Source organism: Rhodopseudomonas parapalustris (assembly GCF_053772255.1).
The window spans coordinates 35,112-58,448 of sequence record NZ_JAMKBZ010000022.1 but is presented as its reverse complement, the minus strand read 5'-3'; the positions used below and the strand labels follow the sequence as shown (position 1 = coordinate 58,448).

The window sequence follows — 23,337 nt, the reverse complement described above, 5'->3', positions numbered from 1 at the left end:
GGATGAGACGATGGCGCAGCATGTCGGCCCGGCCCGGAAGGTCCGACCGCGCGACCGCAGGGTCGGGCAGTGGACCCGCGACTATACGAGGCTGCCCGGAATTCCCGACGAGTTCATCGGCGCCGACGGCCAGCCGCGCGCGGTGTGGGGGCGTTATTTCGACGCGTTCGCAGCCTTGTCCGCCGACGAGATCGAGCGCCGCTTCGGCGCGGCGGACCAGCATCTGCGCGATGCCGGCGTCACCTACCGGGCGCCGGGCGATGCCGCCGACCGCGCCTGGCCGCTCAGCCACGTCCCGCTGTTGATCGGTGACAGCGAGTGGCAGCAGATCGCCGCCGGCATCGCCCAACGCGCGACGCTGCTCGAAGGCGTGCTGCAGGACATCTATGGCGATGGCCGGCTGATCGCCGACGGCGCGCTGCCGGCTGCAGCGGTTGCGGGCAGTGCCGACTATCTGCGGCCGATGGTCGGGGTTAAACCGCCGGGCGGGCGTTATCTGCATTTCTACGCCGCCGACATCGGTCGCGGCCCGGACGGGCAATGGTGGGTGCTCGGCGATCGGACCCAGGCGCCGTCCGGTGCCGGCTATGCGCTGGAAAACCGTCTGGTGCTGTCGCGCGCCTTCAACGATCTTTACAAGTCGATGAATGTCGAGCGCGTCGCCTCGTTCTTCGAGGCGTTTCGCGACAGCCTGCGCGCGATCGCCGATCGCGACGAACCGCGGATCGGGCTGTTGACGCCGGGCCGGTTCAGCGAAACTTATTTCGAACACGCCACGCTGGCGCGCTATCTCGGCTTCCTGCTGGTCGAAGGCGAGGATCTCACGGTATCCGACGACCGGTTGCACATCCGCACCGTCGCCGGATTGAAGCGGATCGATGTACTGCTGAGGCGGATCGACGCCAACTCGCTCGATCCGCTCGAGCTGGACGCGTCGTCGCAGCTCGGCGTCGCCGGACTGATCGACGTGATCCGCAAAGGCGGTGCTGTGGTCGCCAACATGCCGGGATCCGGCGTGCTCGAAGCGCGCGCGCTGCTCGGCTTCCTGCCGCCGCTGGCACGCCGGCTGCTCGGCGAAGACCTGAAGATGCCGCATATCGCGACCTGGTGGTGCGGCCAGTCCGCCGCGCGCGAGGAAGTGCTCGACCGGCTCGATGAATTCGTGATCGAGGGTGCCTACGGTCAGAACGTGCCGGGCTTCTCGCATCACGGTCCGGTGCTGCCCGGTGAACTGCCGCCGGTGGTCCGCGATCACTTGCGCGACGCAATCGCGGCGCGCGGGCTCGATTACGTCGCTCAGGAGCAGGTGAGGCTGTCGACCACGCCGGTGTGGGACGACGGCAAGCTGGCGCCGCGGCCGTTCGTGCTGCGCGTGTTCGCCGCCGCCACGGAGCAGGGCTGGGCGGTGATGCCCGGCGGCTTCTGCCGGATCGCCGACCGCCTGGACTCGCGTGCCGTCTCGATGGGGCAGGGCGCCCGCGCCGCCGACGTCTGGGTGGTGTCCGATCATGCGGTTGCGCCGTCGTCGCTGCTGCCGGCTCTCGACAGCGTCCGTATCCGCCGCATCACCGGCGTGCTGCCGAGTCGCGCCGCCGACAATCTGTTTTGGCTCGGCCGCTATCTCGAACGGGCCGAGGCGACGCTGCGGCTGCTGCGCGCGCTCAGCGCGCCGCAGCGCGATCCCGGCAAGGGGCCGCTGCACCATGCCATCGAGAAGATCCAGCGGCTGCTGATCGCCTGGGGCGCGACCTCGCTGGGGCCGCGTGCGCAGACCGCGAAGATCGCCGCCGACGCGCTGCAGAGCCCAGAGGAGTTCGGCTCGGCGCTGTCGCTGATCCGCGCCGCCCAGCGCAACGCCTCGTCGCTGCGCGAGCGGCTGTCGCCGGACGCCTGGCACGTCATCACCCAGATGGAAGCGCGCCTCGCGGTGCCGGTCGAGGGTGAGGAAGCGGTGATCCAGGCCGCCGACATGGCGCTGCAGGAGCTGGCGGGTTTCTCCGGCCTGTCGCACGAGAACATGAATCGCGCCGCAGGCTGGCGCTTCCTGCGGATCGGCCGCCGCGTCGAGCGCGCCGTCAACACCGCACGCTTCGCTCGGCAGCTCTCCTGCGACGGCGCCACCGCCGAAGACCTCGACGTGCTGCTTACGCTGGTGGACTCGCAGATCACTTACCGGTCCCGCTATCTGCTGGCGCCGCTGCTGGCGCCGGTCCGCGATCTAGCCGTGCTCGATCCCTACAATCCGCGCTCGGTGGCGTTCCAGGTCGAGGAGCTGAACGACCACATCGCCAGCCTACCGTCGCTGCACGAAGGCGGATTGATCGAGCGGCCGCAGCGGCTGGCGGTGTCGGCGATGGCAAAACTGACCGCTGCCGAGGCCGAGGCGATCGACGCGTCCTGGCTGTTCGCGCTGGAGCAGGATCTGCTCGGTCTCGCCGAGGCGGTCGGCGCGCACTACTTCCCGCACGGCGCCAGCGCGATGCGCCCGGAAAAGCTGACGGGGCTGGCGTGATCTACGATATTCGCCACGTCACGACCTACTCGTATGGCAGCCAGGTCAGCTTCGCGCGCTGTTCGCTGCGGCTGAGGCCGATCGCCGATGCCGGCCAGTCGCTGATTTCGCATGCGATCGAGATCAAGCCGCGGCCGGCTGTGCGCACCGCGCGTACCGACTTCTTCGGCATCCTGACCGAGAACATCGTAATCGAAACGCCGCACCGGCTGCTGCGGATCGATAGCCGGTCGCGCGTCGAGGTGACGAGGCAGCCGCCGGCGCGCGACGAAGGTAGCCAGCCATGGGAGCCGGTGCGCGATGCCGCGCTCACCAGTCCGAGCCTCCGTGCCTCGTCGCCGGTCGGCTACGTGTTCTCAAGTCCGCTGGTACCGATCCTGCCGACGGTAACTCGCTACGCGGCGCAGAGCTTTTCGCCGGGGCGCGGCATCCTCGCCGGCGCCGCCGAGCTGATGCGCCGGATCCGCACCGAATTCCGCTACGACCCCAAAGCGACGGTCATCTCGACGCCGCTGGCCGAAGTGTTCGAGAAGCGCCACGGCGTCTGCCAGGACTTCGCTCATGTGATGATCGCCGGCCTGCGCGGGCTCGGACTGCCGGCCGCCTATGTCAGCGGTTACTTGCGGACCTATCCGCCCGAAGGGCAGGAGCGGCTGCAGGGCGCCGACGCCACCCACGCCTGGGTTTCGGTATGGTGCGGCAATGAGCTCGGCTGGATCGGGTTCGACCCGACGAACGACCTGTTGGTTGGTACCGACCATATCGTCCTGGCGGTCGGCCGAGATTTTTCGGACGTCTCGCCGGTCGACGGTGTCATCGTCGGCTCGCGCCGGCAGAAGCTCTCGGTGGCGGTCGACGTCATTCCGGTCGAGTAATCGTTCGGACCGTCGCGGCTCGCTCCAAGCGTCCGTTACCGTACCGCTGCCGTGCAAAAATCAGTAGAATTGCCAGTTAGTTATTAGGTCAGTCCGTCGGCTGACTGGTAACAACCCGAGGTAGTCGCTTAACACTACGTTCGCGTTTGAGCGTCAGTGTGGCCGGGCCTTGAAACCCTGAGCCCCTGAGCCCTTCTTAGGAGGAGATCTCCCATGAACAAGAACATCATCGCCATCGTCGCTGCGACCGCGATGGCTTTCGCCGCCGTTCCCGCGAGCGCCGGTGCGAGCAAGGACGACGCGGTCGCAATGGTCAAGAAGGCCGTTGCCGCGATCAAGGCCGATGGCGTCGAAAAGGCGTACGTCGTCATCAGTGATCGCGCCGGCCCGTTCGTCAAGGACGACCTCTACGTCGTCGTCTATCAGCTCGACGGCAAGGTGCTGGCGCATGGTGCCAACGCCAAGTTCGTCGGCAAGGACATGATCGAGGCGCAGGATGTCGACGGCAAGCTGTACGTCAAGGAGCGCGTCGAGCTCGCCGCCAAGCAGCCGTCGTTCTGGCAGGACTACAAGTTCGTCAATCCGGTCAGCAAGAAGGTCGAGCCGAAGGAGATGTATTGCGAGCGGCTCGAGAACACGGCTGTCTGCGCGGGTATCTACAAGATGTGACGTCTCGCGCCGCCATCTTCGAACGCTGTTGAACGGATACCGGGACATTGTTGATGACAAGCTGGATCAAACACATCGGGTTGTCGTGGAAGGTCCAGCTTGCTCCGGCATTCCTCGTCGTGGTGATGATCGCCATCGGCGCGTTCGCGTTGCAGTCGCTGCGTGCCAATCAGCAGAATGTCGACAAGCTGGTCTCCGGCCCGGTCAGATTGTCGGAGCTCGCGGCCGAGCTCAACAACACGGCCTGGACCGCGCACGCCAAACTGTACCGGATGGCTGCGACCGCGGCGAACGAGACCGACGCGGCCAAGCTCGACAAGGTGATCAAGGAAGCGTCCGCCGGCATCGGCCAGATCCCGACCTCGCTCGGCGAGGTCGAGAAGGCGCTCGGCGCCGACGCCGCCAAGCCGGCCTTCGAAAAATTGAAGGCGGCGGTGGCCGCCTATCAGAAACAGGCCAAGAACGCGATCGAAATGGCCGATGGAGACGCCGGCTCGGCGATGCTGTTCATCAAGAGCGCGGAGAAGAGTTTCGGCGAGATCGATCGGCAGATCAGCGATCTGTTGCTGTCGACCGCCGACACGCGCGACCGCGAAATCGCGCAGACCGGGATTGCACTCGATCGCGAGCAGGTGGTGCTCGGCAGCGTCCTCGCCGTGGCGTCGTTGGTCGGTGTGGCGTTCTCGTTTCTGATCGGTCGCGGCATCGCCCGCCCGGTGGTCGCGATGTCCGGGGCGATGCGTGAATTGGCGTCGGGCAATTTCGACGTGCAGTTACCCGGGCTGGAGCGTGGCGACGAGGTCGGCCAGATGGCCCGTGCGGTTGCAGAGTTCAAAGTTCAGGCGGTGGCCAAGGCCGAGCGCGAGCAGGCCGAACGTCAGCGCCAGGACCACGAAGCTGCCGAAGCGAGGCGCGCCGAGCTGCACCAGCTTGCCGACAGCTTCGAGGCCGCGGTCGGCCAGATCGTCGAACAGGTCGGCATCGCCTCGCAGGCCTTGGAAGCCTCCGCCGGTGCGCTCTCCAGGGGCAGCGCCGAGACTCAGCAGCTCGCCACCACAGTGGCCGCAGCCTCGTCCGAGACCTCGCATAATGTGCAGTCGGTGGCGTCCGCCACCGAGGAGATGACCGCCTCGGTCGAGGAGATCAGCCGCCAGGTCAGCGAGTCCCGCAAGATCGCCGACGAGGCGGTGCAGCAGGCCGAACAGACCGACGCCCGGATCGCCAAGCTGGCGCAGGCCGCCAACCGCATCGGCGACGTGACCCAGCTCATCACCACGATCGCAGGTCAGACCAATCTGCTGGCGCTCAACGCCACCATCGAGTCCGCCCGTGCCGGCGAGGCCGGCCGCGGCTTCGCCGTGGTGGCGCAGGAGGTCAAGGCGCTGGCGGAGCAGACCGCCAAGGCGACCGACGAAATCAGCGCGCAGATCGCCGAGATGCAGGCCGCCACCCGCGAGTCGGTGGTCGCCATCAAGGAGATCGGCGGCACCATCGGCAAGATCGCGAACATCGCGTCGACGATCGCGGCGTCGGTCCACGAGCAGGGCGCTGCCACCCAGGAGATCGCCCGCAGCGTGCAGCAGGCGGCGATCGGCACCAACCAGGTTGCAGCCAATATCGGCGACGTCAACCGCGGCGCCGCCGACACCGGGGCCGCGTCGGACGAGGTCCTGACCTCGGCGCAGATGCTGTCGGGTGAAAACAACCGGCTGCGCGCCGAGGTGGCTAAATTTCTCGCAACCGTGCGGGTCGCTTGACGCGCACGGCTTTGCTAGCCTCCGGCCAGCGCTGCGATTGCAGCACCCGTGCCGGGGACGCCATGATCTATCGCCACAGCATCGGCAACGTCTCGTTCGTGTTCGAGGATCTGCGCGACCTGCTCGCCAAGGCAAGTCCGCCGCGGTCAGGTGATCGTCTCGCCGGCATCGCCGCCGAAAGCGCCGAGCAGATGGTCGCGGCGCGAATGGCGCTGGCCGACCTGCCGCTGCGGCAATTCCTGTCCGAAATGGTGATCCCCTACGAGGCCGACGAAGTGACGCGGCTGATCGCCGATCGTCACGACGCGGCGGCGTTCGCGCCGGTGGCCTCGTTCACCGTCGGCGGCTTTCGCGACTGGCTGCTGTCGGATGCGGCCACGCCGGCGGCGCTGGCCGCGCTGGCGCCGGGCCTGACGCCCGAAATGGTCGCCGCGGTGTCAAAATTGATGCGCAACCAGGATCTGATCCTGGCGGCGAAGAAGTGCAGCGTCGTCACACGGTTTCGTAACACCATCGGTCTGCCGGGTCGGATGAGCGTGCGTCTGCAGCCGAACCATCCGTTCGACGATGCCCGCGGCATCACCGCTTCCATTCTCGATGGCCTGCTGCTCGGCGCCGGCGACGCCTGCATCGGCATCAATCCGGCAAGCGACGATCCGGCGGTGCTCGGCCAGTTGGTGCGGCTGCTCGACGATATCATCGGGCGGCTGGCGATCCCGACGCAGGGCTGTGTGCTTACCCACGTCACCACCACCCTGCGTCTGATCGAGCAGGGGGCGCCGGTCGATCTCACGTTCCAGTCGATCGCCGGCACCGAGGCCGCCAATCGCAGCTTCGGCGTCGATCTGGCGCTGCTGGCGGAGGCGCATCAGGCGACACTGACGCAGAAGCGCGGCACGCTCGGCGACAACGTGATGTATTTCGAGACCGGGCAGGGCTCGGCGCTGTCGGCGAACGCGCATCACGGCGTCGATCAACAGACTTGCGAGGCGCGCGCCTATGCGGTGGCTCGCGCATTCTCGCCCCTTCTGGTCAACAGCGTGGTCGGCTTCATCGGCCCGGAATATCTCTACGACGGCAAGCAGATCGTGCGCGCCGGCCTGGAGGATCATTTCTGCGGCAAGCTGCTCGGCCTGCCGCTCGGCGTCGACATCTGCTACACCAACCACGCCGAAGCCGATCAGGACGACATGGACACGCTGCTCACGCTGCTCGCAGCCGCAGGCGTCAATTTCATCATGGGCGTGCCCGGCGCCGACGACGTGATGCTCAACTATCAATCGACGTCGTTTCACGACGCGCTGTACGTCCGCGACCTGCTCGGTCTGAAGCGGGCGCCGGAGTTCGACGACTGGCTGGTCCGCTCCGGTTTTGCCGGCCCCGACCACCGCCCGCTGACGGACGGTGTCCTGCTGCCGGAAATCGCCGCGCGATTGATCGCTTGACCTCGTCGCGCCTCCGAAAAGCCGACAAAGAATCGCTGGCCGCTCCAGGACGGTCGTGATTAGATTGCGCATCGCGGTCGCTATCGGGTGGGATTTTTTGCAGCCGTGGGGGAACCGGTCGCGAGTCGCGCAGTTGAATTGAACTTGCCGTTTTTGGGGCCGGCGGTCGAACCGTGCCGACGATCGCCGCAACCAACACGGGCAGCGTGACGTTCGCGGGGAAAGTTCGATGAAATCCGAATCCGGGCAGACCAGTCGTCGTATTCTGTGTGTCTTCCCGCGCTACACCAAGTCGTTCGGTACGTTCCAGCACTCCTATCCGCTGATGGACGACGTGGCGGCCTTCATGCCGCCGCAGGGACTGCTGCTGATCGCCGCCTATCTGCCGGAGGAGTGGTCTGTCCGCTTCGTCGACGAGAACATTCGTCCCGCCACCGAGGACGATTTCACCTGGGCGGATGCGGTGTTCGTCAGCGGCATGCACATTCAGCGCCCGCAGATGAACGACATCTGCAGCCGCGCCCATGCGTTCGACCTGCCGGTGGCGCTCGGCGGCCCGTCGGTCAGCGCCTGTCCGGACTACTATCCGAATTTCGACTATCTGCACGTCGGCGAGCTGGGCGACGCCACCGATCAATTGATCGCGAAGCTGGCGCACGACGTGACGCGGCCGAAGCGGCAGATCGCGTTCACCACCGAAGACCGCCTCGACATGGCGCTGTTTCCGATTCCCGCCTACGAGCTGGCGGAATGCAGCAAATATCTGCTCGGCAGCATCCAGTATTCGTCGGGTTGCCCGTATCAGTGCGAATTCTGCGACATCCCGGGGCTGTACGGCCGCAACCCGCGGCTGAAGACGCCGGAGCAGATCATCACCGAGCTCGACCGGATGGTCGAATGCGGCATTCGCGGTTCGGTGTATTTCGTCGACGACAATTTCATCGGCAACCGCAAGGCGGCGCTGGAGCTGCTGCCGCATCTGGTCGAGTGGCAGAAGCGCACCGGTTTCGCGCTGCAGCTCGCCTGCGAGGCGACGCTGAACATCGCCAAGCGGCCGGAAATTCTCGAGCTGATGCGCGAGGCGTATTTCTGCACGATCTTCGTCGGCATCGAGACGCCGGATCCGACGGCGCTGAAGGCGATGCACAAGGACCACAACATGATGGTCCCGATCCTGGAAGGCGTCCGCACCATCGGCAGCTACGGCATCGAGGTGGTGTCGGGCATCATCCTCGGGCTCGACACCGACACGCCGCAGACCGGCAACTTCCTGCTGAAGTTCATCGACCAGTCGCAGATCCCGCTGCTCACCATCAATTTGTTGCAGGCGCTGCCGAAGACGCCGCTGTGGGACCGGCTGGAGCGTGAGGGCCGCCTGATTCACGACGAGGCGAGGGATTCCAACGTCGACTTCCTGATGCCCTACGATCAAGTGGTTGCGATGTGGAAGGACTGCATGTCGCACGCCTACCAGCCCGCCGCGCTGCTGGCGCGCTACGACCATCAGATCCGCAACGCCTATGCGCATCGGATCAGGCCGCCGACGACGCCTCAGCGCGCCTCCAAGGCCAACATCAAGCGCGCCATTGTGATGCTGCGCAACATCGTCTGGCAGATCGGCGTCAAGGGCGACTACAGGGCTGCGTTCTGGAAATTCGCGCTGACCCGTCTGCTCCGCGGCGAGTTCGAATTCTTCCTGTCGGTGATGGTGGTGGCGCATCATCTGATCATCTATGCGCGAGAAGCCTCGCACGGCCACGCCAACGCATCGAACTACTCGCTGCGGCTGCGCGAAGTGGCGGTGCCGGCGGAGTAGGACTGCGATGAATTCTCCCGCTCCGCCGCGCTCGCTTGCCGAGCTGCGCCGTCTCACCCCCGCGCGCGTTGCCCTCGGCCGCGCCGGCGCCAGCCTGCCGACCGAGGCGCTGCTGGACTTCACCCTGGCCCATGCCCGCGCCCGCGACGCCGTCCATGCCGCCTTCGACGCCGGGGCGATCTCCGGCGCGCTCGAGGCGCTCGGCTTGCCGGTGCTGCAGGTGGCGAGCCGCGCGGCGGATCGCCGCGACTATCTCGCCCGGCCCGACCTCGGCCGACAGCTCGATCCGGCCGCGTGCGAGACCTTGTCTGGGGCCTCGAAGGGGGGCGATGTCGTGCTCGTGATCGGAGACGGCCTGTCCCCGATTGCGGTGGCGGCTCAGGCTGTCGATGTGGTGCGGCATCTGCTGCCGCGGCTCGCCGCGGCCCGGATCGGCATCGGGGCCGCGGTGGTGGCGACCGGCGCCCGGGTCGCGCTCGGCGACGAGATCGGCGCCGCACTCGGGGCCCGGCTGGCGGTGGTGCTGATTGGTGAGCGGCCCGGCCTGACGGCGCCGGCCAGTCTCGGCGCCTATCTGACCTTCGGGCCGCGGCCCGGCTTGACCGATGCCGACCGCAATTGCGTCTCCAACATCCATGCCGCCGGCATTTCGGCCGAGGAGGCGGCGCACAAGATCGCATGGCTGGCGCGCGAAGGTCTGGCCCGGCAGGTGACCGGCGTCGCCCTCAAGGACGAGAGCGGTGACCCGGTGCGGGAGCTGCCCACGTCTTGATCCCGAGCTCCCGGAAAACTCGCAAGCGGACCGCGAATCTGGTGGATTCGGGTTCCCAGTCTCGATGCCGAAGGGCGGTCGGTCCGAGCCTGCGCACGTGGTGAATTGCTGCATGTCCAGAGACCAGGATGGCGGGCAGTGCGACTGCTGTCGCATTCGTGCCGGGAAGTCTCGCTAGGACGAGCGATCGACAGGACGGATCAGCGCATGCTGGATAAGAACGTGAGCGACACCGAAGTCGCAGAATTGAAGCGACGGCGGGTCAGCATCGCTTTTGGCCTCGAGCGGCTGGGTCTGATCCCGCTGCGCGCACCGGTGCTATCGTGCATCATCCTGCTGGCGTTGATCGTCGGCGCGGTGTTCGGCATCGAGCGGATCAAGATCGACGACTCCCTCAGTCAGCTTTTCCGCTCCGACACCAAGGAGTTCAAGCAGTACGAGGAGGTCACCAAGCGGTTTCCGTCGACCGAGTTCGATGTGCTGATGGTGGTCGAAGGCAAGGACCTGCTGGCGCGCGACAATCTCGAGAAGCTGCGCGACACCGTTACAGACTTGCAATTGATCGACGGCGTGCGCGGCCTGATCTCGCTGTTCTCGGCGCGGCAGGCGCCGGAGCCCGGCAAGCTGCCGGCGGCGCTGTTCCCGCCGGATCTGCCGGAAGGCGAGGCCTACGACCAGTTCATCCAGACGGTGAAGAGCAACGAGATCATCCGCGGCAAGCTGCTGTCGGAAGACGGCACGCTGGCGCTGGTGGTGCTGTCGCTCGATCCCAAGGTGGTGGCGGACACCACCCGGCTGCGCGCCACCATCGGTGAAATGCGCAAGACGATGGACCAGGACCTCGAAGGCTCCGGGCTGACGCGCGAGTTGTCGGGCGTGCCGGTGATGCAGCTCGAGATCCGCAACGCGGTCGAGCGCGACGGACTGATCTACAACGTCGCCGGCATTCTCGCCGGCTGCGTCATCGCGATCCTGTTCTTCCGCAAGATCTCGTTCATGGTCGTGGCGGCGTTTCCGCCGCTGCTGGCGATCCTGCTGGCGCTCGGCGTACTCGGCTGGGCCGGCTTCAGCCTCAACATGTTCCTCAACGTGATGACGCCGCTGATCATGGTGATCAGCTTCTCGGATTCGATGCAGCTCACCTTTGCGGCGCGGGACCGATTGATCGCGGGTGAGGACAAATACACCGCGTTCAAGAATGCAGTCCTGGTGGTCGGGCCGGCTTGCGTGCTGACCCACGCCACCGCCGGCATTTCCTTCATCGCGCTGCAGTTCTCCAATTCGGACCTGATCCGGGCGTTCGGCGAGGCCGGCCTGCTCGCCACCGTGCTGGCGCTGATCGCGGTGCTGACGCTGGTGCCGGTGTTCGGCGTTCTGCTGGTCAGGCACGAGGAGGCGTTCGCCGCCAAGTTCCAGAGCGCCGATCTCGGCGTCAACGCGCTGCGCCGTTTCTGTGCCTTCATCGCGGTGCGGATGGTCGGCCGGCCCGGCCTGTTCAGCCTGCTGGCGGTGCTGGTGGTCGGCGGATTGTCGGTGGTCTACGCCAATCTCGAACCGCGTTATCGTCTGGCCGATCAGGTGCCCGACAAGGAGCAGGCGGTGCAGGCCAGTAGCCGCCTCGACGCCAAGCTGACCGGCGCCAATCCGATCGACGTGCTGATCGAATTTCCCAAGGGCGAGTCGCTGTATTCGCCGCAGACCCTGCAGATCATCGCTCAGGTCCACGCCACGGTGGAAAAGCAGGCCGGTGTCGGCAACGTCTGGTCGCTGGAGACGCTACGCCGCTGGCTCGCCGAGAAGGCGCACACCACCAGCGTCGACACCTTGAAGGAATATGTCGACCTGCTGCCGCCGAATCTGGTGCGGCGCTTCATTGCCGCCGATCAGACTGCGGTCGTCGTCTCCGGCCGCGTGCCCGATCTCGATTCCAGCCAGATCCTTCCCGTGGTCGAAAAGCTCGACCACGCGCTCGACAAGCTGCGCGCCGAGCATCCCGGTTACGAGATCGCGGTCACCGGCCTGTCGGCGATCGCCGCACGCAACAGCGCCGACATGATCTCCAAGCTGAACCACGGTCTCACCATCGAGTTCGCGCTGGTGGCGGTGTTCATCGGCCTGGCGTTCCGGTCGGTGGTCGTGATGCTGGCCTGCATCCTGCCGGGCATCTTCCCGGTGGTGCTGTCCGGCACGATGCTGTGGGTGATGGGGGAGGGGCTGCAATTCGCCAGCGTGGTGGCGCTGACGGTATCTTTCGGTCTCGGCCTGTCGGCCACAATCCACTTCCTCAACCGCTTGCGGCTGGAGAGCCCGCCGGGCGTCAGCGCCGCGCACGCGGTCGAGCGCGCCACCGTGCTGGTCGGGCCGGCGCTGATCCTCACCACCGTGGTGCTGGCCTGCGGTCTCGGCGTTACAGTGTTCTCAGATCTGCCGTCGCTGCGGCTGTTCGGCTGGCTCAGTGCGTTCGCGATGGTGGCGGCGCTGATCGCCGACCTGTTCATCCTGCGCCCGACCGCGATGTGGCTGATCGCCACCGCGCAGCGCCTGCGCGGCGGCCGCCATCGCGCCGGACCGGTGGTGTAGAGCGGCCTGTTCAAATGAAAGCCCCCGGATCGCAAGATCAGGGGGCTTTGTGATTCAGAGCGTCTCTGTGCTTGTCGTCAGCCGCGGGTCATCGAGATGTTGACGCCGCGGATCTCGCCCTTCGAGCTGATCGTCACCGCCTGCTTGTTGCCGCGGGTGGTCAGCGAGATGCTGGCCGCGAAGCCGGCGGCTTCGACGAACACTTCGATGTGGCCGCCGCCGGCCTTGCCCTGCAGGCTGCCGTTGACGTTGCGGCTGGCTTCGCTCCAGTTGCCGGAGATGCGGTCGCCGTTGCTGACGACGTTGCTGGAGAGGTCGAACTTGTAGCTGTCGCTGGCGCAGCGCAGCGTCTGCGCCAGTTCGTTGCCGCCGCCGCCGACCCGATAGGTCGCCTTGCAGCGGATCCGCTCCTTGGTGCCGTCCGACAGGGCCACCGTGCCGCTGCCCGACCACGATCCTTCGAACCCGGCGAACGGCCTTGAGTCTGCGACCGCAGCCGATGCCGACAGCATCATCGCGGCGCCGAGCCCGGCCGCCTTCAACGCATGGATGGAGGAAGTGGTGGAACGAAGCAGGCTCATTCTGGCCATCCTTGGAGTCGCTTGGTGACGACCTCGCGTCACGTCGCTGGTTAGTGTGTTCGCCTCACGGCAGGTTCAAATCAGATAGTGACGCCGCACCCGCACACCAAGGCGCATGCTCGCAATGTTCCGACGCGCCCAGCGCGGAACTATCGCATTTGCATCAAATCGGCAACGCTTCGGCCAAAAACGACAGGTATTCCGCAGCTTTCCGCAAGCTCGCGGAGATGGCGCGTGCGCCGGCACTAATTTGGCCGTATTTGTCTCCTTGATCGACACATCGTACCGTTGTGCCGGTCGAGCGCTCCGCGATCCTTCCAGGCGGCGCCGATGATATGATCGAGAACGGGATTCGACCCCCCAGCCCATATCGAAGGAAGACAATGCAAAAGACCTTGGTTGCGCTCGCGTTGCTGCTCGTTTCGATGACCGCCGGAGCCAATGCCCAGCAACAGCAGCGCAGCGGCACCGAAGCCGAGCAGAAGGCCTGTTCGCGCGACGTGTCGCGTTACTGCCGCTCCGTGATGGAACAGAGCGATCTGGTGATTCTGTCCTGCCTGCAGCAGAATCGCGCGAAGATCAGCAAAGCCTGCAACCAGGTGTTGGTCAGCCACGGCCAGTGAGGCGGTGAGACGGCGTCCGCCGGGCCGTTTGCGGCCCGGTTCGGAGGCCGCGGCGGCGATCCGGGCAAAGCTGCGGCCCGGATACCCTCCGTCAAGATCGTTGGTTTAGCCGGCGATTTCCCTTATATGGCGTCGCGAACGCTGCGCCCGGCCCGGCCGGGTGCAGCCGTTCGCTTTTTTTCGTCACCAAACCAAGTGTTTAGCCAGTGCCGATGACCACCGCGAGCGAGCTTCGATCGGGCAAGACCCACCGGGACGAGAATTTCCCGGTCGCGTCGTGGATCATCCATCCGCGGCACCGCGACCTGATTCTGGCGTTCTACAATTTCGTCCGGACCGCCGACGACATCGCCGATCACGCGATGCTCGATGCTGCCACCAAGCTGGAATATCTCGACCTCCTGGAAGCCGAACTGCTCGGCCGCGGCGAGACCCAGGCCGAGGCGGTGCATCTGCGCCGGGCGCTGGCGGAGCGCGGCATGCCGCCGCGTCATGCGCTCGATCTGCTGATCGCGTTTCGGATGGACGTCACCAAGCTGCGCTACGAGGACTGGGACGAGGTCATTCATTACTGCCGTTATTCGGCGATGCCGGTCGGTCGCTTCATGCTCGACGTCCATGGCGAAAGCACCGCGACCTGGCCGGCTTCCGACGCGCTGTGCGCGGGACTGCAGATCAACAATCACCTGCAGGATTGCGGCAAGGACTATCGCACCCTCAACCGCGTGTATCTGCCGCGCGACGTGCTCGATTCCGTCGGCGCCAAGGTCGAAGACCTCGGCCTGCCGAAGGCGTCGTCGGCGCTGCTCAAATGCCTGCAGGGGCTCGCGACCCGCACCGCCTCGCTGCTCGGCGACGGCCGGCCGCTCGCCGCCGAGATCAAGGATTTCCGGCTCGGCCTCGAAGTGTCGGTGATTCAGGCCTATGCCGACCGCATCGTGCAGATGCTGCAGACCCGCGATCCGCTCAGCGAGCGCGTCCATCTGAAGCCAATCGAGTTCGCCACCGCCAGCTTCGGTGCGATGGGGTCTGAGATCCTCCGCCGCAGCTTCGGAAAGGGACCGGTGTCGCATCCGGCGCCGCGCGCATGACCGTTCACGCCACCCCAGAGCCGGCCGCGCATCAAGGCGTTGCGCTCGGCAGTTCGTTCTACGCCGCGATGCGCATCCTGCCGCGTCCGCAGCGCGAGGCGATGTTCCAGGTCTACAGTTTCTGCCGCTTCGTCGACGACATCGCCGATTCCGATCGGCCGCGCGAGGTGCGCGTCGCCGAGCTGCAGCAATGGCGCGACGACATTGCAGCGCTGTATCGCGGCGCGCCGCCGCCGCGGCTGGCGGACTATCAGGAGTCGCTGCGCAGCTTCGGGCTGAAGCGCGAGGATTTCGAGGCGATCATCGACGGCATGGAAATGGATGTCGACGCCGACATCCGCGCGCCGGATGAAGCGACGCTCGATCTGTATTGCGATCGCGTCGCCAGCGCGGTGGGGCGGCTGTCGGTGCGGATCTTCGGTCTGCCCGAAGCCGACGGCATCGAGCTGTCGCATCATCTCGGCCGCGCGCTGCAGCTCACCAACATCCTGCGCGACATCGACGAGGACGCCGGTATCGGCCGGCTGTATCTGCCGAGCGAACTGCTCCACAAGGCCGGCATCACCGCCACCGATCCGCGCGTGGTCGCGGCGCATCCGGCGCTGCCGAGCGTCTGTGCGCCGCTGGTCGAGCGGGCGCTCGCGCATTTCGCCGCCGCCGACAAGGTGATGAACCGCAATCCGCGCCGGCTGGTGAAGGCTCCCCGCATCATGGGCAAGTACTACTACTCGATCCTGCAGCTTCTGATCGCGCGCGGTTTCGCAGCGCCGCGCGCCGCGGTGAAGCTCGGCAAGGCGTCGAAGATCGCCATCCTGCTGCAATACGCGATCGTGTGATGTCGAAAACAGTTCACGTCATCGGTGCGGGAATCTCCGGTCTTGCGGCCGCGACCCGGCTCGCCCGCGCCGGCCTTATTGTCCACGTCCACGAAGCGATGCAGCAGGCCGGTGGCCGCTGCCGTTCGTATTTCGATGCCCAGACCGGGCTCGTCATCGACAACGGCAATCACCTGCTGCTGTCGGGCAATCACGCCGCCTGCGAGTACGCGCGGACGATCGGCACCGAGGCCGGTCTGGTCGGCCCGGAACGCGCCGAGTTCGACTTCATCGATCTGCCGACCGATGCCCGCTGGCGGCTGAAGCTGGGCGGGGGCAAGCTGCCGCTGTGGCTGTTCGATGCGGGTAGCCGGGTGCCGGACACGTCGATCGGCGATTATATCGGCCTGATGCCGCTATTGTGGGCGCCGACCACCAGGCTGATCGGCGACACCATCAAATGCTCCGGCCCGCTGTACGACCGGCTGGTGGCGCCGTTGCTGCTCGCCGCGCTCAATGTCGATCCGCCGGAAGGCTCTGCCGGGCTCGCCGGCGCGGTGGTGCGCGAGACGCTGCTGGCCGGCGGCAAAGCGTGCCGGCCGCTGATCGCCCGCGACGGCCTATCCGCCGTGCTGGTCGAGCCGGCGGTGGCGCAGCTCGCTGCCAGCGGTCCCGGCGTGCGGTTTGGTCATGAGCTGCGCTCGCTGACCCCGGCCGGCGACCGCGTCGGTGCGCTGCAGTTCGGTGGCGAGGACATCGTCACCCTCGGCCCGGACGATGCGGTGGTGCTGGCGGTGCCGCCGCGCCCGGCTGCCGCGCTGCTGCCCGGGCTCAAGACGCCGCAGGAATACCGCGCCATCGTCAATGCGCATTTCAACTATGCGCCGCCGCCCGGCATGCCGGCCCTGACCGGGGTAATCGGCGGCGCGGTGGAGTGGCTGTTCGCGTTCCCGAACCGGCTGTCGGTGACCATCAGCAACGGCGATCGGCTGGTCGACGCGCCGCGCGAGCAGCTTGCGGCCGAAATCTGGGGCGAAATCTGCAGGATCGCCGGGATCTCGGCCAATCTGCCGCCGTGGCAAATTGTCCGCGAGCGCCGCGCCACATTCGCCGCTACACCGGCGCAGAACGCCTTGCGCCCCGGGCCGGTCACCCAATGGAGAAACCTATATCTCGCAGGCGATTGGACTGATACGGGGTTACCGGCGACCATCGAAGGATCGGTCCGGTCCGGCAACCGTGCCGCGGACCTGGTGCTGGCCGCCGGCCGCGCCTGATCCGGCCCCCACAACGGAGACACAGCAGATAAAATGGATTCCGGCAGCTACAACACCGGTGTCGGGCGCAGCGCGCTCGAAGCTTCGATCGATGCGGCGCGCAGTGCGCTGCTGAACTTTCGTCGCGACGATGGTCATTGGGTGTTCGAACTCGAGGCCGATTGCACCATTCCTGCCGAATACGTGCTGCTGCGGCATTACCTCGGCGAGCCGGTCAATGCCGAGCTCGAAGCCAAGATCGCGGTGTATCTGCGCCGCATCCAGGGCGCCCACGGCGGCTGGCCGCTGGTGCACGACGGCGATTTCGACATGAGCGCTAGCGTGAAGGCCTACTTCGCGCTGAAGATGATCGGCGACAGCATCGACGCGCCGCACATGGTGCGGGCCCGCGAGGCCATCCGCTCGCGCGGCGGCGCGATCCACTCCAACGTCTTCACCCGGTTCATGCTGACGCTGTACGGCGTGACGACGTGGCGCGCCGTTCCGGTGCTGCCGGTCGAGATCATGCTGCTGCCGAGCTGGTCGCCGTTCACGCTGGACAAGGTGTCGTATTGGGCGCGCACCACGATGGTGCCGCTGCTCGTGCTGTGCGCGCTGAAGCCGCGCGCCAAGAATCCCAAGGGCGTCGGCATCGACGAACTGTTCCTGCAGGATCCGAAGACGATCGGGATGCCGGCCAAGGCGCCGCATCAGAACTGGGCGCTGTTCAAGTTGTTCGGGTCGATCGACGCGGTGCTGCGCGTGATCGAGCCGGTGATGCCGAAGCGGCTGCGCCAGCACGCCATCGACAAGGCGCTCGCCTTCATCGAGGAGCGGCTCAATGGCGAAGACGGCCTGGGCGCGATCTTCCCGCCGATGGCTAACACCGTGATGGTGTACGAGGCGCTCGGCTATCCTGAAGATTATCCGCCGCGGGCCATCCAGCGCCGCGGCATCGATCTGCTGCTGGTGGATCGCGGCGACGAAGCCTACTGCCAGCCCTGCGTTTCGCCGGTGTGGGACACTGCGCTCGCCAGCCATGCGCTGCTCGAAACCGACGGCCACGAGGGCGCCAAGTCGGTGCAATCGGCGCTCGACTGGCTGCTCCCGCGCCAGGTGCTCGACGTCAAGGGCGACTGGGCCGTCAAAGCGCCGAACGTGCGCCCCGGCGGTTGGGCGTTCCAGTACAACAACGCCCATTATCCGGACCTCGACGATACCGCGGTGGTGGTGATGGCGCTCGACCGCGCCCGTAAGGACCAGCCGAATCCCGCCTACGACGCGGCGATCGCCCGCGCTCGCGAGTGGATCGAGGGGATGCAGAGCGACGATGGCGGCTGGGGTGCCTTCGACATCAACAACAATGCGTATTATTTGAACAATATCCCGTTCTCGGATCACGGCGCGATGCTCGACCCGCCGACCGAGGACGTCACCGCGCGCTGCGTCTCGATGCTGGCGCAGCTCGGCGAGACCGTTAACAGCAGCCCGGCGATGGCCCGCGCGGTCGGCTATCTGCGCGACACCCAGCTCTCCGAGGGATCCTGGTACGGCCGCTGGGGCATGAATTACATTTACGGCACCTGGTCGGTGCTGTGCGCCCTCAACGCCGCCGGCGTTCCCCACGCCGATCCGATGATCCGCAAGGCGGTCGCCTGGCTGGAGTCGGTCCAGAACCGCGACGGCGGGTGGGGCGAGGATGCCGTGAGCTACCGGTTGGACTATCGTGGCTACGAAAGTGCACCCTCGACCGCCTCACAGACGGCATGGGCTTTGCTTGCTCTGATGGCTGCGGGTGAGGTCGGTCATCCCGCCGTGGCACGGGGCATCGAGTACCTGAAAAGCACACAGACCGAAAAAGGACTGTGGGACGAGCAGCGTTACACGGCGACGGGCTTCCCGCGGGTGTTTTATCTGCGGTATCATGGCTATTCGAAGTTCTTCCCGCTCTGGGCGCTGGCGCGGTATCGGAACTTGCAGGCCACGAACAGCAAGGTGGTAGGGGTCGGGATGTGATTCTGGGGGCAGTGGACGACCAGGCCGCGGCGCATCGTCAAGATCCGCGGCCGGTACTGATTGTGACGGGCCTGATTCAGGAAGCACGTATCGCGGCGGGGCCGGGCCTCACCGTTATCTGCAGCAGCAGTGACCCCAAGCAATTGCGCGCGATCATGGCCGATTTCGACCCTTCGTCGATTCGCGGCGTGATCAGCTTCGGCGTTGCCGGTGGGCTCGATCCCTCGCTCGAGGCAGGTGACATCGTCATCGCCACCGAGGTTGTGGCGGGAGAACGCCGCTGGACGTCGGAAGTTGCACTGACCGACGAATTATTGAAGAGCGCCGGGCTCGGCCGCCATCGCGTGGTGCGCGGCGGGTTGGTCGGCGCGGAGCAGGTGATCGCGGCGCGCGCCGCCAAGGCGGCGCTGCGCTCGGAGACCGGTGCGGCAGCGGTCGACATGGAAAGCCACATCGCCGCCGATTTCGCCGCCGCAGCCGAGTTGCCGTTCGCGGCGCTGCGGGTGATCAGCGATCCGGCCAGCCGCAGCCTGCCTCAGATCGTGTCGACCGCGATCAAGCCGAACGGCGACATCGACCTGCGTAAGGTGCTGCGCGGCATCGCCCGCCACCCGACCTCGATCCGGTCGCTGGTCTCGACCGGCATCGATTTCAACCGGGCGCTGCGGTCCTTGCGCGGCTGTCGGAACTTCGTGCAGGACGCCGTTCTGGGCGGTAGCGGCATTGTCGCCGAGATCTGAGGATCATCACGCGTCGCGGTAGGGCTGCCGCGTCCATGATGTCCGAGGCTGGGGCGCCGCGGCGGCTTGGTCGCGGCGGATAGATTTCTACTTGATTGGGCCTGGATTGCCGGCTCGGCGGCAGGCGACTCTCGCCGCAGCATTTTCCGCTCTATTGCGCCTCTGCAGATTTGAAGAAGCAGTTTGGCGAAATGCCGTGGGGCCGCGGGCGGCTGATCGTAAGTCATCGATTGCGTGGGATCGCGGAGTGGCTTTCGCTTCGATGCCCGAAATCTGGGTCAGCCATAGATTGGCCCAAGAACGGGCCTCCACTTCGATGGAGCTGCTTGCAACCGGAATTTGAGATGCTGTCCCCTCGGTCGTCATTCCTTGTCGCTTGCTTTGCGACAGTTGCTGCGGTCGTGGCGGCTCCCTCCACGACATTTGCCGAGCTGATTCCCGACAAATCGCAAAGCGCGCCGTTGGACCGAGCAACTGTCAGCAGGCTGATCGGCGGCATCACTACCGAGTTGCGGGAAGGTTATGTCTTTCCCGACACGGGTATGCGGGCGGCGGATGCGCTGGAGAAGGCAATGGGCGACGATGCCTATGCCGGCGTAACCGATCCCGCTCAATTCGCACAGACCCTGACCGAACAGCTTAGGGCGATCACCAAGGACAGCCATATGCGGGTGATCTTTGGCTCTCCGTTCCCCAACCAGCCCCCGCCCACTGCGCCCCAGGGGGCAGGTTTCGAGGTGAAACGATTAGACGGGAATATCGGATACATCCGCTTGGCGCGCTTCGTTCCGCCCGAGATCTTCAATCCAGCGGCCGACGAAGCCATGCGCAATCTGTCTGATACCGCAGCGCTCGTCATCGACATGCGGGACAATGGCGGCGGACATCCGGCATCTGTCGCCTACTTGATCAGTTTCTTGCTCGACCCAGGCAAGCGCGTTCATATCAACGATCTGATCTGGCGGAATCGTGGGACTTTGACTTTCAGGACAGAGTCGTTCTGGAGTGCCGCGACGCCGGTGCACTATCTCGGCAAGCCCGTCTATGTCCTGATTGGGCCGAAGACCTATTCGGCGGGGGAAGAGTTTGCCTACGATCTGCAGGCGCTCGAGCGTGCGACGGTGGTCGGCGAGAAAACGCGCGGAGGAGCGAACCCCGGTGGCCTGAAGGACCTCGGTTCTGACCTTTTCGTCGTCGTGCCGACCGGGAGGGCAGAAAACCCGATCACGCACAGCAACTGGGGTGGCGTCGGTGTGCGTCCCGACGTTCAGGCCTCGCTCGAAGCCACTGAGGAAGTTGCCGTCGCTATGGCGAAGGGGCGGTCGGCGCGATAGCCGATGCGTGGCGGCCGTTCAGACCGCCGCCTTCGGTGGTGTCGGCCTCCGGCGGTTTTCGACAACTCCGCCAGAAGCGGAAATCAAATTCCGAATGGTTGCCGGCCCTCGGACGTCACGTTTTTGATCTCGTCCTTGAGCCAATCAACGAACCGGCCGAGATAGCGCGGATCGGCCCGCGACGTCGGGTGAGCGAAGTACTTTTCGCCCTTCACGACCTGATCGGGAAAAGGGCAGACGAGCCGCCATTCCGGTTTTCCGGGAAAGAACTCCTTTGGCGCGACGATCGAGCCGAATCCCTCGCGCACCGCATGCATCGCGACGAACATGTGATCGAAGCGATGGCCGCCTTCGAACAGATGCTCGCGCATGCCTGCCTTCTTCAGCCAGGCCTCCCAGTGTCCCGGTCGCGTGGCTGAGGTGATCAACGGAAACGCGAGAAGGTCCTCCGGTTTCTCGATGGTCTTTTCCTGAACAAGGTCCAGGCTGCAGACGGGTGTCAGATTCTCTTCGAATAATGTCGTCGATGCTCTCGAATGCCCGCCGATCCTTTCGCTGCTGCCCCGCGTGATCAGGAGATCGTGGGATGAGACATCCGGTGTTTGTCCGGTCATGCGCGTGGAGATCCAGACCGCCAGATCGGGATTGGCTTTCTCGAAGCGTTTCAGCCGCGGCATCAGAAAATACATGGCGAATGTCGACGGTGCCTCGACCGCCAGCACCGCCTTGCTGCGCCGGCGCCGGACATAGTGGCAGGCGGCTTCGATGCCGCGGAACGACTGGCTCAATTGCTCCGCCAGAACTCTGCCGTAGGGCGTCAGCGCGACGCTGCGCCCCTCGCGGGTGAAGACCTGCTGTCCCAGCCAGTCCTCCAGCAAGCGCACCTGCTTGCTGACGGCGCCGTGGGTGACTCCGAGCTCTTCGGCGGCCGAACTCAAGCTGTCGCTGCGCGCCGCGACCGCGAACGCCCGAAGCGCGACCAGAGGCAGTTCTCGTTCTTTCACCATGACCTCCGTGTGACCGGCAGAACCTTTCCGTATCGCATTATGACGACTTCTTCTCACACATTTGTGTGCTTTATTCGATCGATTCTCACATTTTGACCGCGTACCACCCGTGTGCATCAGCCGACAGACCATGCGGCATTCAGCACCGGGATGACACCATGACGACCCTTTTCCAATCCGATAGGCCGCGGACTCTGATCGAGGCCAACGGGCGAAGCTACGCCGTGCCGCAAAAGCCCGTCGTCGTGATCTGTCTCGACGGGTTCGATCCCGACTATTTGGAGCAGGGCATTGCGGATGGCGTGTTGCCGACGATCGGCGCGCTCAGGTCATCGGGCTATGTCGGGACGGCGCTCGCCACGGTGCCGACCACCACCAACACCAACAACACCTCGATCGTCACTGGCGTGCCTCCCGCAATCCACGGCATCAACGGCAATTACTATCTCGACGCTGAAACCGGCGAAGAGATCATGGTGACGGACGCGCGGCGACTGCGCTGCGGCACCATTCTCGGGGCAATGAGCCGAGCGGGCGTGCGGAGCGCGGTGGTCACCGCCAAGGACAAGCTGTTGAAGGTGCTGGCCTTTGAGATGGACGGGATCGCGTTCTCCTCCGAACATCCGAACGTCGCCGATCTGACGGCGCTCGGCTTCAAGAGCGGCGAGGAGATGGTGGGCCGCGGCAAGCCGGATCAGTACTCTACCGACCTCTCGCTGTTCGCGCTGGACGCCGGCATCCGGCTAATGGAGACGGCCAAGCCCGAGCTGATGTATCTGTCGACGTCGGACTATGTGCAGCACAAATACCAGCCGGGCGATGCCGAATCGAATGCCTTCCACGCGGCGGTCGACCAGCGCATCGCGCGCCTGATCCAACTCGGCGCGACCGTCGCGCTGACCGCCGATCATGGCATGGCCGACAAGTCGGATGCGGAAGGACGGCCGAACGTCGTCTATCTCGAGGACGCTCTGAACGCGACGTTCGGTGACGGCGTTGCCCGCGTGATCTGTCCGATCGCCGATCCGTTCGTCCGGCATCACGGTGCGCTCGGCGGCTTCGTGCGCGTCCATGTGTTGAAGAACTGCGATATCGCCGCGATGATGACCTATGCGCGGTCGTTGCCCGGCGTGGAGCTCGTGCTCGATCGCGCGACGGTGTGCGAACGCTACCAATTGCCGCCGGACCGCGAGGGCGACTTCGCGGTGTTCAGCGATCGCGGCACGGCGGTCGGCGCGCGGCGTGAAGATCATGACCTCTCGGCCCTCGGCGATCATCGCTTGCGCTCGCATGGCGGGCTTGGCGAACAGCGTGTGCCGTTTGTGCTGTCGCGCCCGCTCGCGCGGGATTACCGGGAGCGCGCCGAAACCGGCGTGTTGCGCAACTACGACATCTTCGACTTCGCCCTGAACGGCGTCGACTAGTCCCGCACGATTACAGCCATAGAG

Annotated in this window: 18 protein-coding genes; 16 read left to right on the top strand and 2 right to left on the bottom strand. The window is 65.8% G+C overall.

Annotated features, from left to right (window positions below; genetic code table 11):
• Nucleotides 1–10 precede the first annotated feature (10 nt).
• The 8 genes from M9H71_RS18175 to M9H71_RS18140 all read left to right on the top strand — a co-directional run bounded on the left by M9H71_RS18175 (nt 11) and on the right by M9H71_RS18140 (nt 12,426).
• Nucleotides 11–2,512, top strand: a complete 2,502-nt coding sequence (locus tag M9H71_RS18175; RefSeq protein WP_455406349.1) for a circularly permuted type 2 ATP-grasp protein — start codon at nt 11–13, stop codon at nt 2,510–2,512.
• Complete coding sequence (locus tag M9H71_RS18170; protein ID WP_455406348.1) at nt 2,509–3,387, top strand: transglutaminase family protein; 879 nt, start codon at nt 2,509–2,511, stop codon at nt 3,385–3,387. Before M9H71_RS18175 ends, M9H71_RS18170 begins: the two co-directional genes overlap by 4 nt.
• Nucleotides 3,388–3,600: 213 nt before the next feature.
• Nucleotides 3,601–4,056, top strand: coding sequence for a cache domain-containing protein (locus M9H71_RS18165; protein ID WP_455406347.1), 456 nt, complete (start codon nt 3,601–3,603; stop codon nt 4,054–4,056).
• Nucleotides 4,057–4,109: 53 nt separating this feature from the next.
• A complete protein-coding gene (locus tag M9H71_RS18160; RefSeq protein ID WP_455406346.1) occupies nt 4,110–5,813 on the top strand; it encodes a methyl-accepting chemotaxis protein in 1,704 nt (567 codons plus the stop codon).
• A gap of 62 nt (nt 5,814–5,875) precedes the next feature.
• The gene (locus M9H71_RS18155) at nt 5,876–7,258 is read left to right on the top strand and encodes an ethanolamine ammonia-lyase subunit EutB (RefSeq protein WP_455406345.1); all 1,383 of its coding nucleotides are present in this window, start codon (nt 5,876–5,878) and stop codon (nt 7,256–7,258) included.
• Nucleotides 7,259–7,487: 229 nt separating this feature from the next.
• A complete protein-coding gene (locus tag M9H71_RS18150) occupies nt 7,488–9,074 on the top strand; it encodes a B12-binding domain-containing radical SAM protein (protein WP_455406344.1) in 1,587 nt (528 codons plus the stop codon).
• Nucleotides 9,075–9,081: 7 nt separating this feature from the next.
• Nucleotides 9,082–9,846 carry an ethanolamine ammonia-lyase subunit EutC gene (eutC, locus tag M9H71_RS18145; protein WP_455406343.1) on the top strand — a complete coding sequence of 255 codons (765 nt, stop codon included), beginning with the start codon at nt 9,082–9,084 and terminating at the stop codon, nt 9,844–9,846.
• 207 nt (nt 9,847–10,053) lie between these two features.
• Nucleotides 10,054–12,426, top strand: a complete 2,373-nt coding sequence (locus tag M9H71_RS18140) for an efflux RND transporter permease subunit (RefSeq protein ID WP_455406342.1) — start codon at nt 10,054–10,056, stop codon at nt 12,424–12,426.
• A gap of 77 nt (nt 12,427–12,503) precedes the next feature.
• Here M9H71_RS18140 and M9H71_RS18135 read toward each other — a convergent pair whose 3' ends face one another.
• On the bottom strand, nt 12,504–13,007 hold the full coding sequence (locus M9H71_RS18135; RefSeq protein ID WP_455406341.1) for a hypothetical protein: 504 nt from the start codon (nt 13,005–13,007) through the stop codon (nt 12,504–12,506).
• A gap of 383 nt (nt 13,008–13,390) precedes the next feature.
• On the opposite strand from M9H71_RS18135, the gene M9H71_RS18130 reads away from it, so the two are divergent.
• The 7 genes from M9H71_RS18130 (at nt 13,391) to M9H71_RS18100 (ending at nt 20,882) form a co-directional block, all read left to right on the top strand.
• Nucleotides 13,391–13,630 (top strand): hypothetical protein, encoded by a 240-nt coding sequence (locus M9H71_RS18130; protein ID WP_455406340.1) that lies wholly within the window; start codon nt 13,391–13,393, stop codon nt 13,628–13,630.
• Nucleotides 13,631–13,842: 212 nt separating this feature from the next.
• Entirely contained in the window at nt 13,843–14,721 is an 879-nt protein-coding gene (gene hpnC, locus M9H71_RS18125) for a squalene synthase HpnC (RefSeq protein WP_455406339.1), read from the top strand.
• Nucleotides 14,718–15,557 (top strand): presqualene diphosphate synthase HpnD, encoded by an 840-nt coding sequence (hpnD, locus tag M9H71_RS18120; RefSeq protein ID WP_455406338.1) that lies wholly within the window; start codon nt 14,718–14,720, stop codon nt 15,555–15,557. The genes hpnC and hpnD overlap by 4 nt, the downstream gene beginning before the upstream one ends.
• Nucleotides 15,557–16,813: a hydroxysqualene dehydroxylase HpnE gene (hpnE, locus tag M9H71_RS18115; protein WP_455406337.1), complete on the top strand. Its 1,257-nt coding sequence runs from the start codon at nt 15,557–15,559 to the stop codon at nt 16,811–16,813. The genes hpnD and hpnE overlap by 1 nt, the downstream gene beginning before the upstream one ends.
• Before the next feature lie 33 nt (nt 16,814–16,846).
• Entirely contained in the window at nt 16,847–18,808 is a 1,962-nt protein-coding gene (gene shc, locus M9H71_RS18110) for a squalene--hopene cyclase (protein ID WP_455406336.1), read from the top strand.
• A complete protein-coding gene (locus M9H71_RS18105; protein ID WP_455406335.1) occupies nt 18,805–19,548 on the top strand; it encodes a phosphorylase in 744 nt (247 codons plus the stop codon). Before shc ends, M9H71_RS18105 begins: the two co-directional genes overlap by 4 nt.
• A gap of 344 nt (nt 19,549–19,892) precedes the next feature.
• A complete protein-coding gene (locus M9H71_RS18100; protein WP_455406334.1) occupies nt 19,893–20,882 on the top strand; it encodes a S41 family peptidase in 990 nt (329 codons plus the stop codon).
• Nucleotides 20,883–20,965: 83 nt separating this feature from the next.
• Here the strand turns inward: M9H71_RS18100 and M9H71_RS18095 are convergent, their stop codons facing one another.
• Entirely contained in the window at nt 20,966–21,889 is a 924-nt protein-coding gene (locus M9H71_RS18095; RefSeq protein ID WP_455406333.1) for a LysR substrate-binding domain-containing protein, read from the bottom strand.
• Between the two features lie 158 nt (nt 21,890–22,047).
• Between M9H71_RS18095 and phnA the strand changes: the two genes are divergently transcribed.
• Entirely contained in the window at nt 22,048–23,313 is a 1,266-nt protein-coding gene (phnA, locus tag M9H71_RS18090; RefSeq protein WP_455406332.1) for a phosphonoacetate hydrolase, read from the top strand.
• The last annotated feature ends 24 nt before the right edge of the window (nt 23,314–23,337 follow it).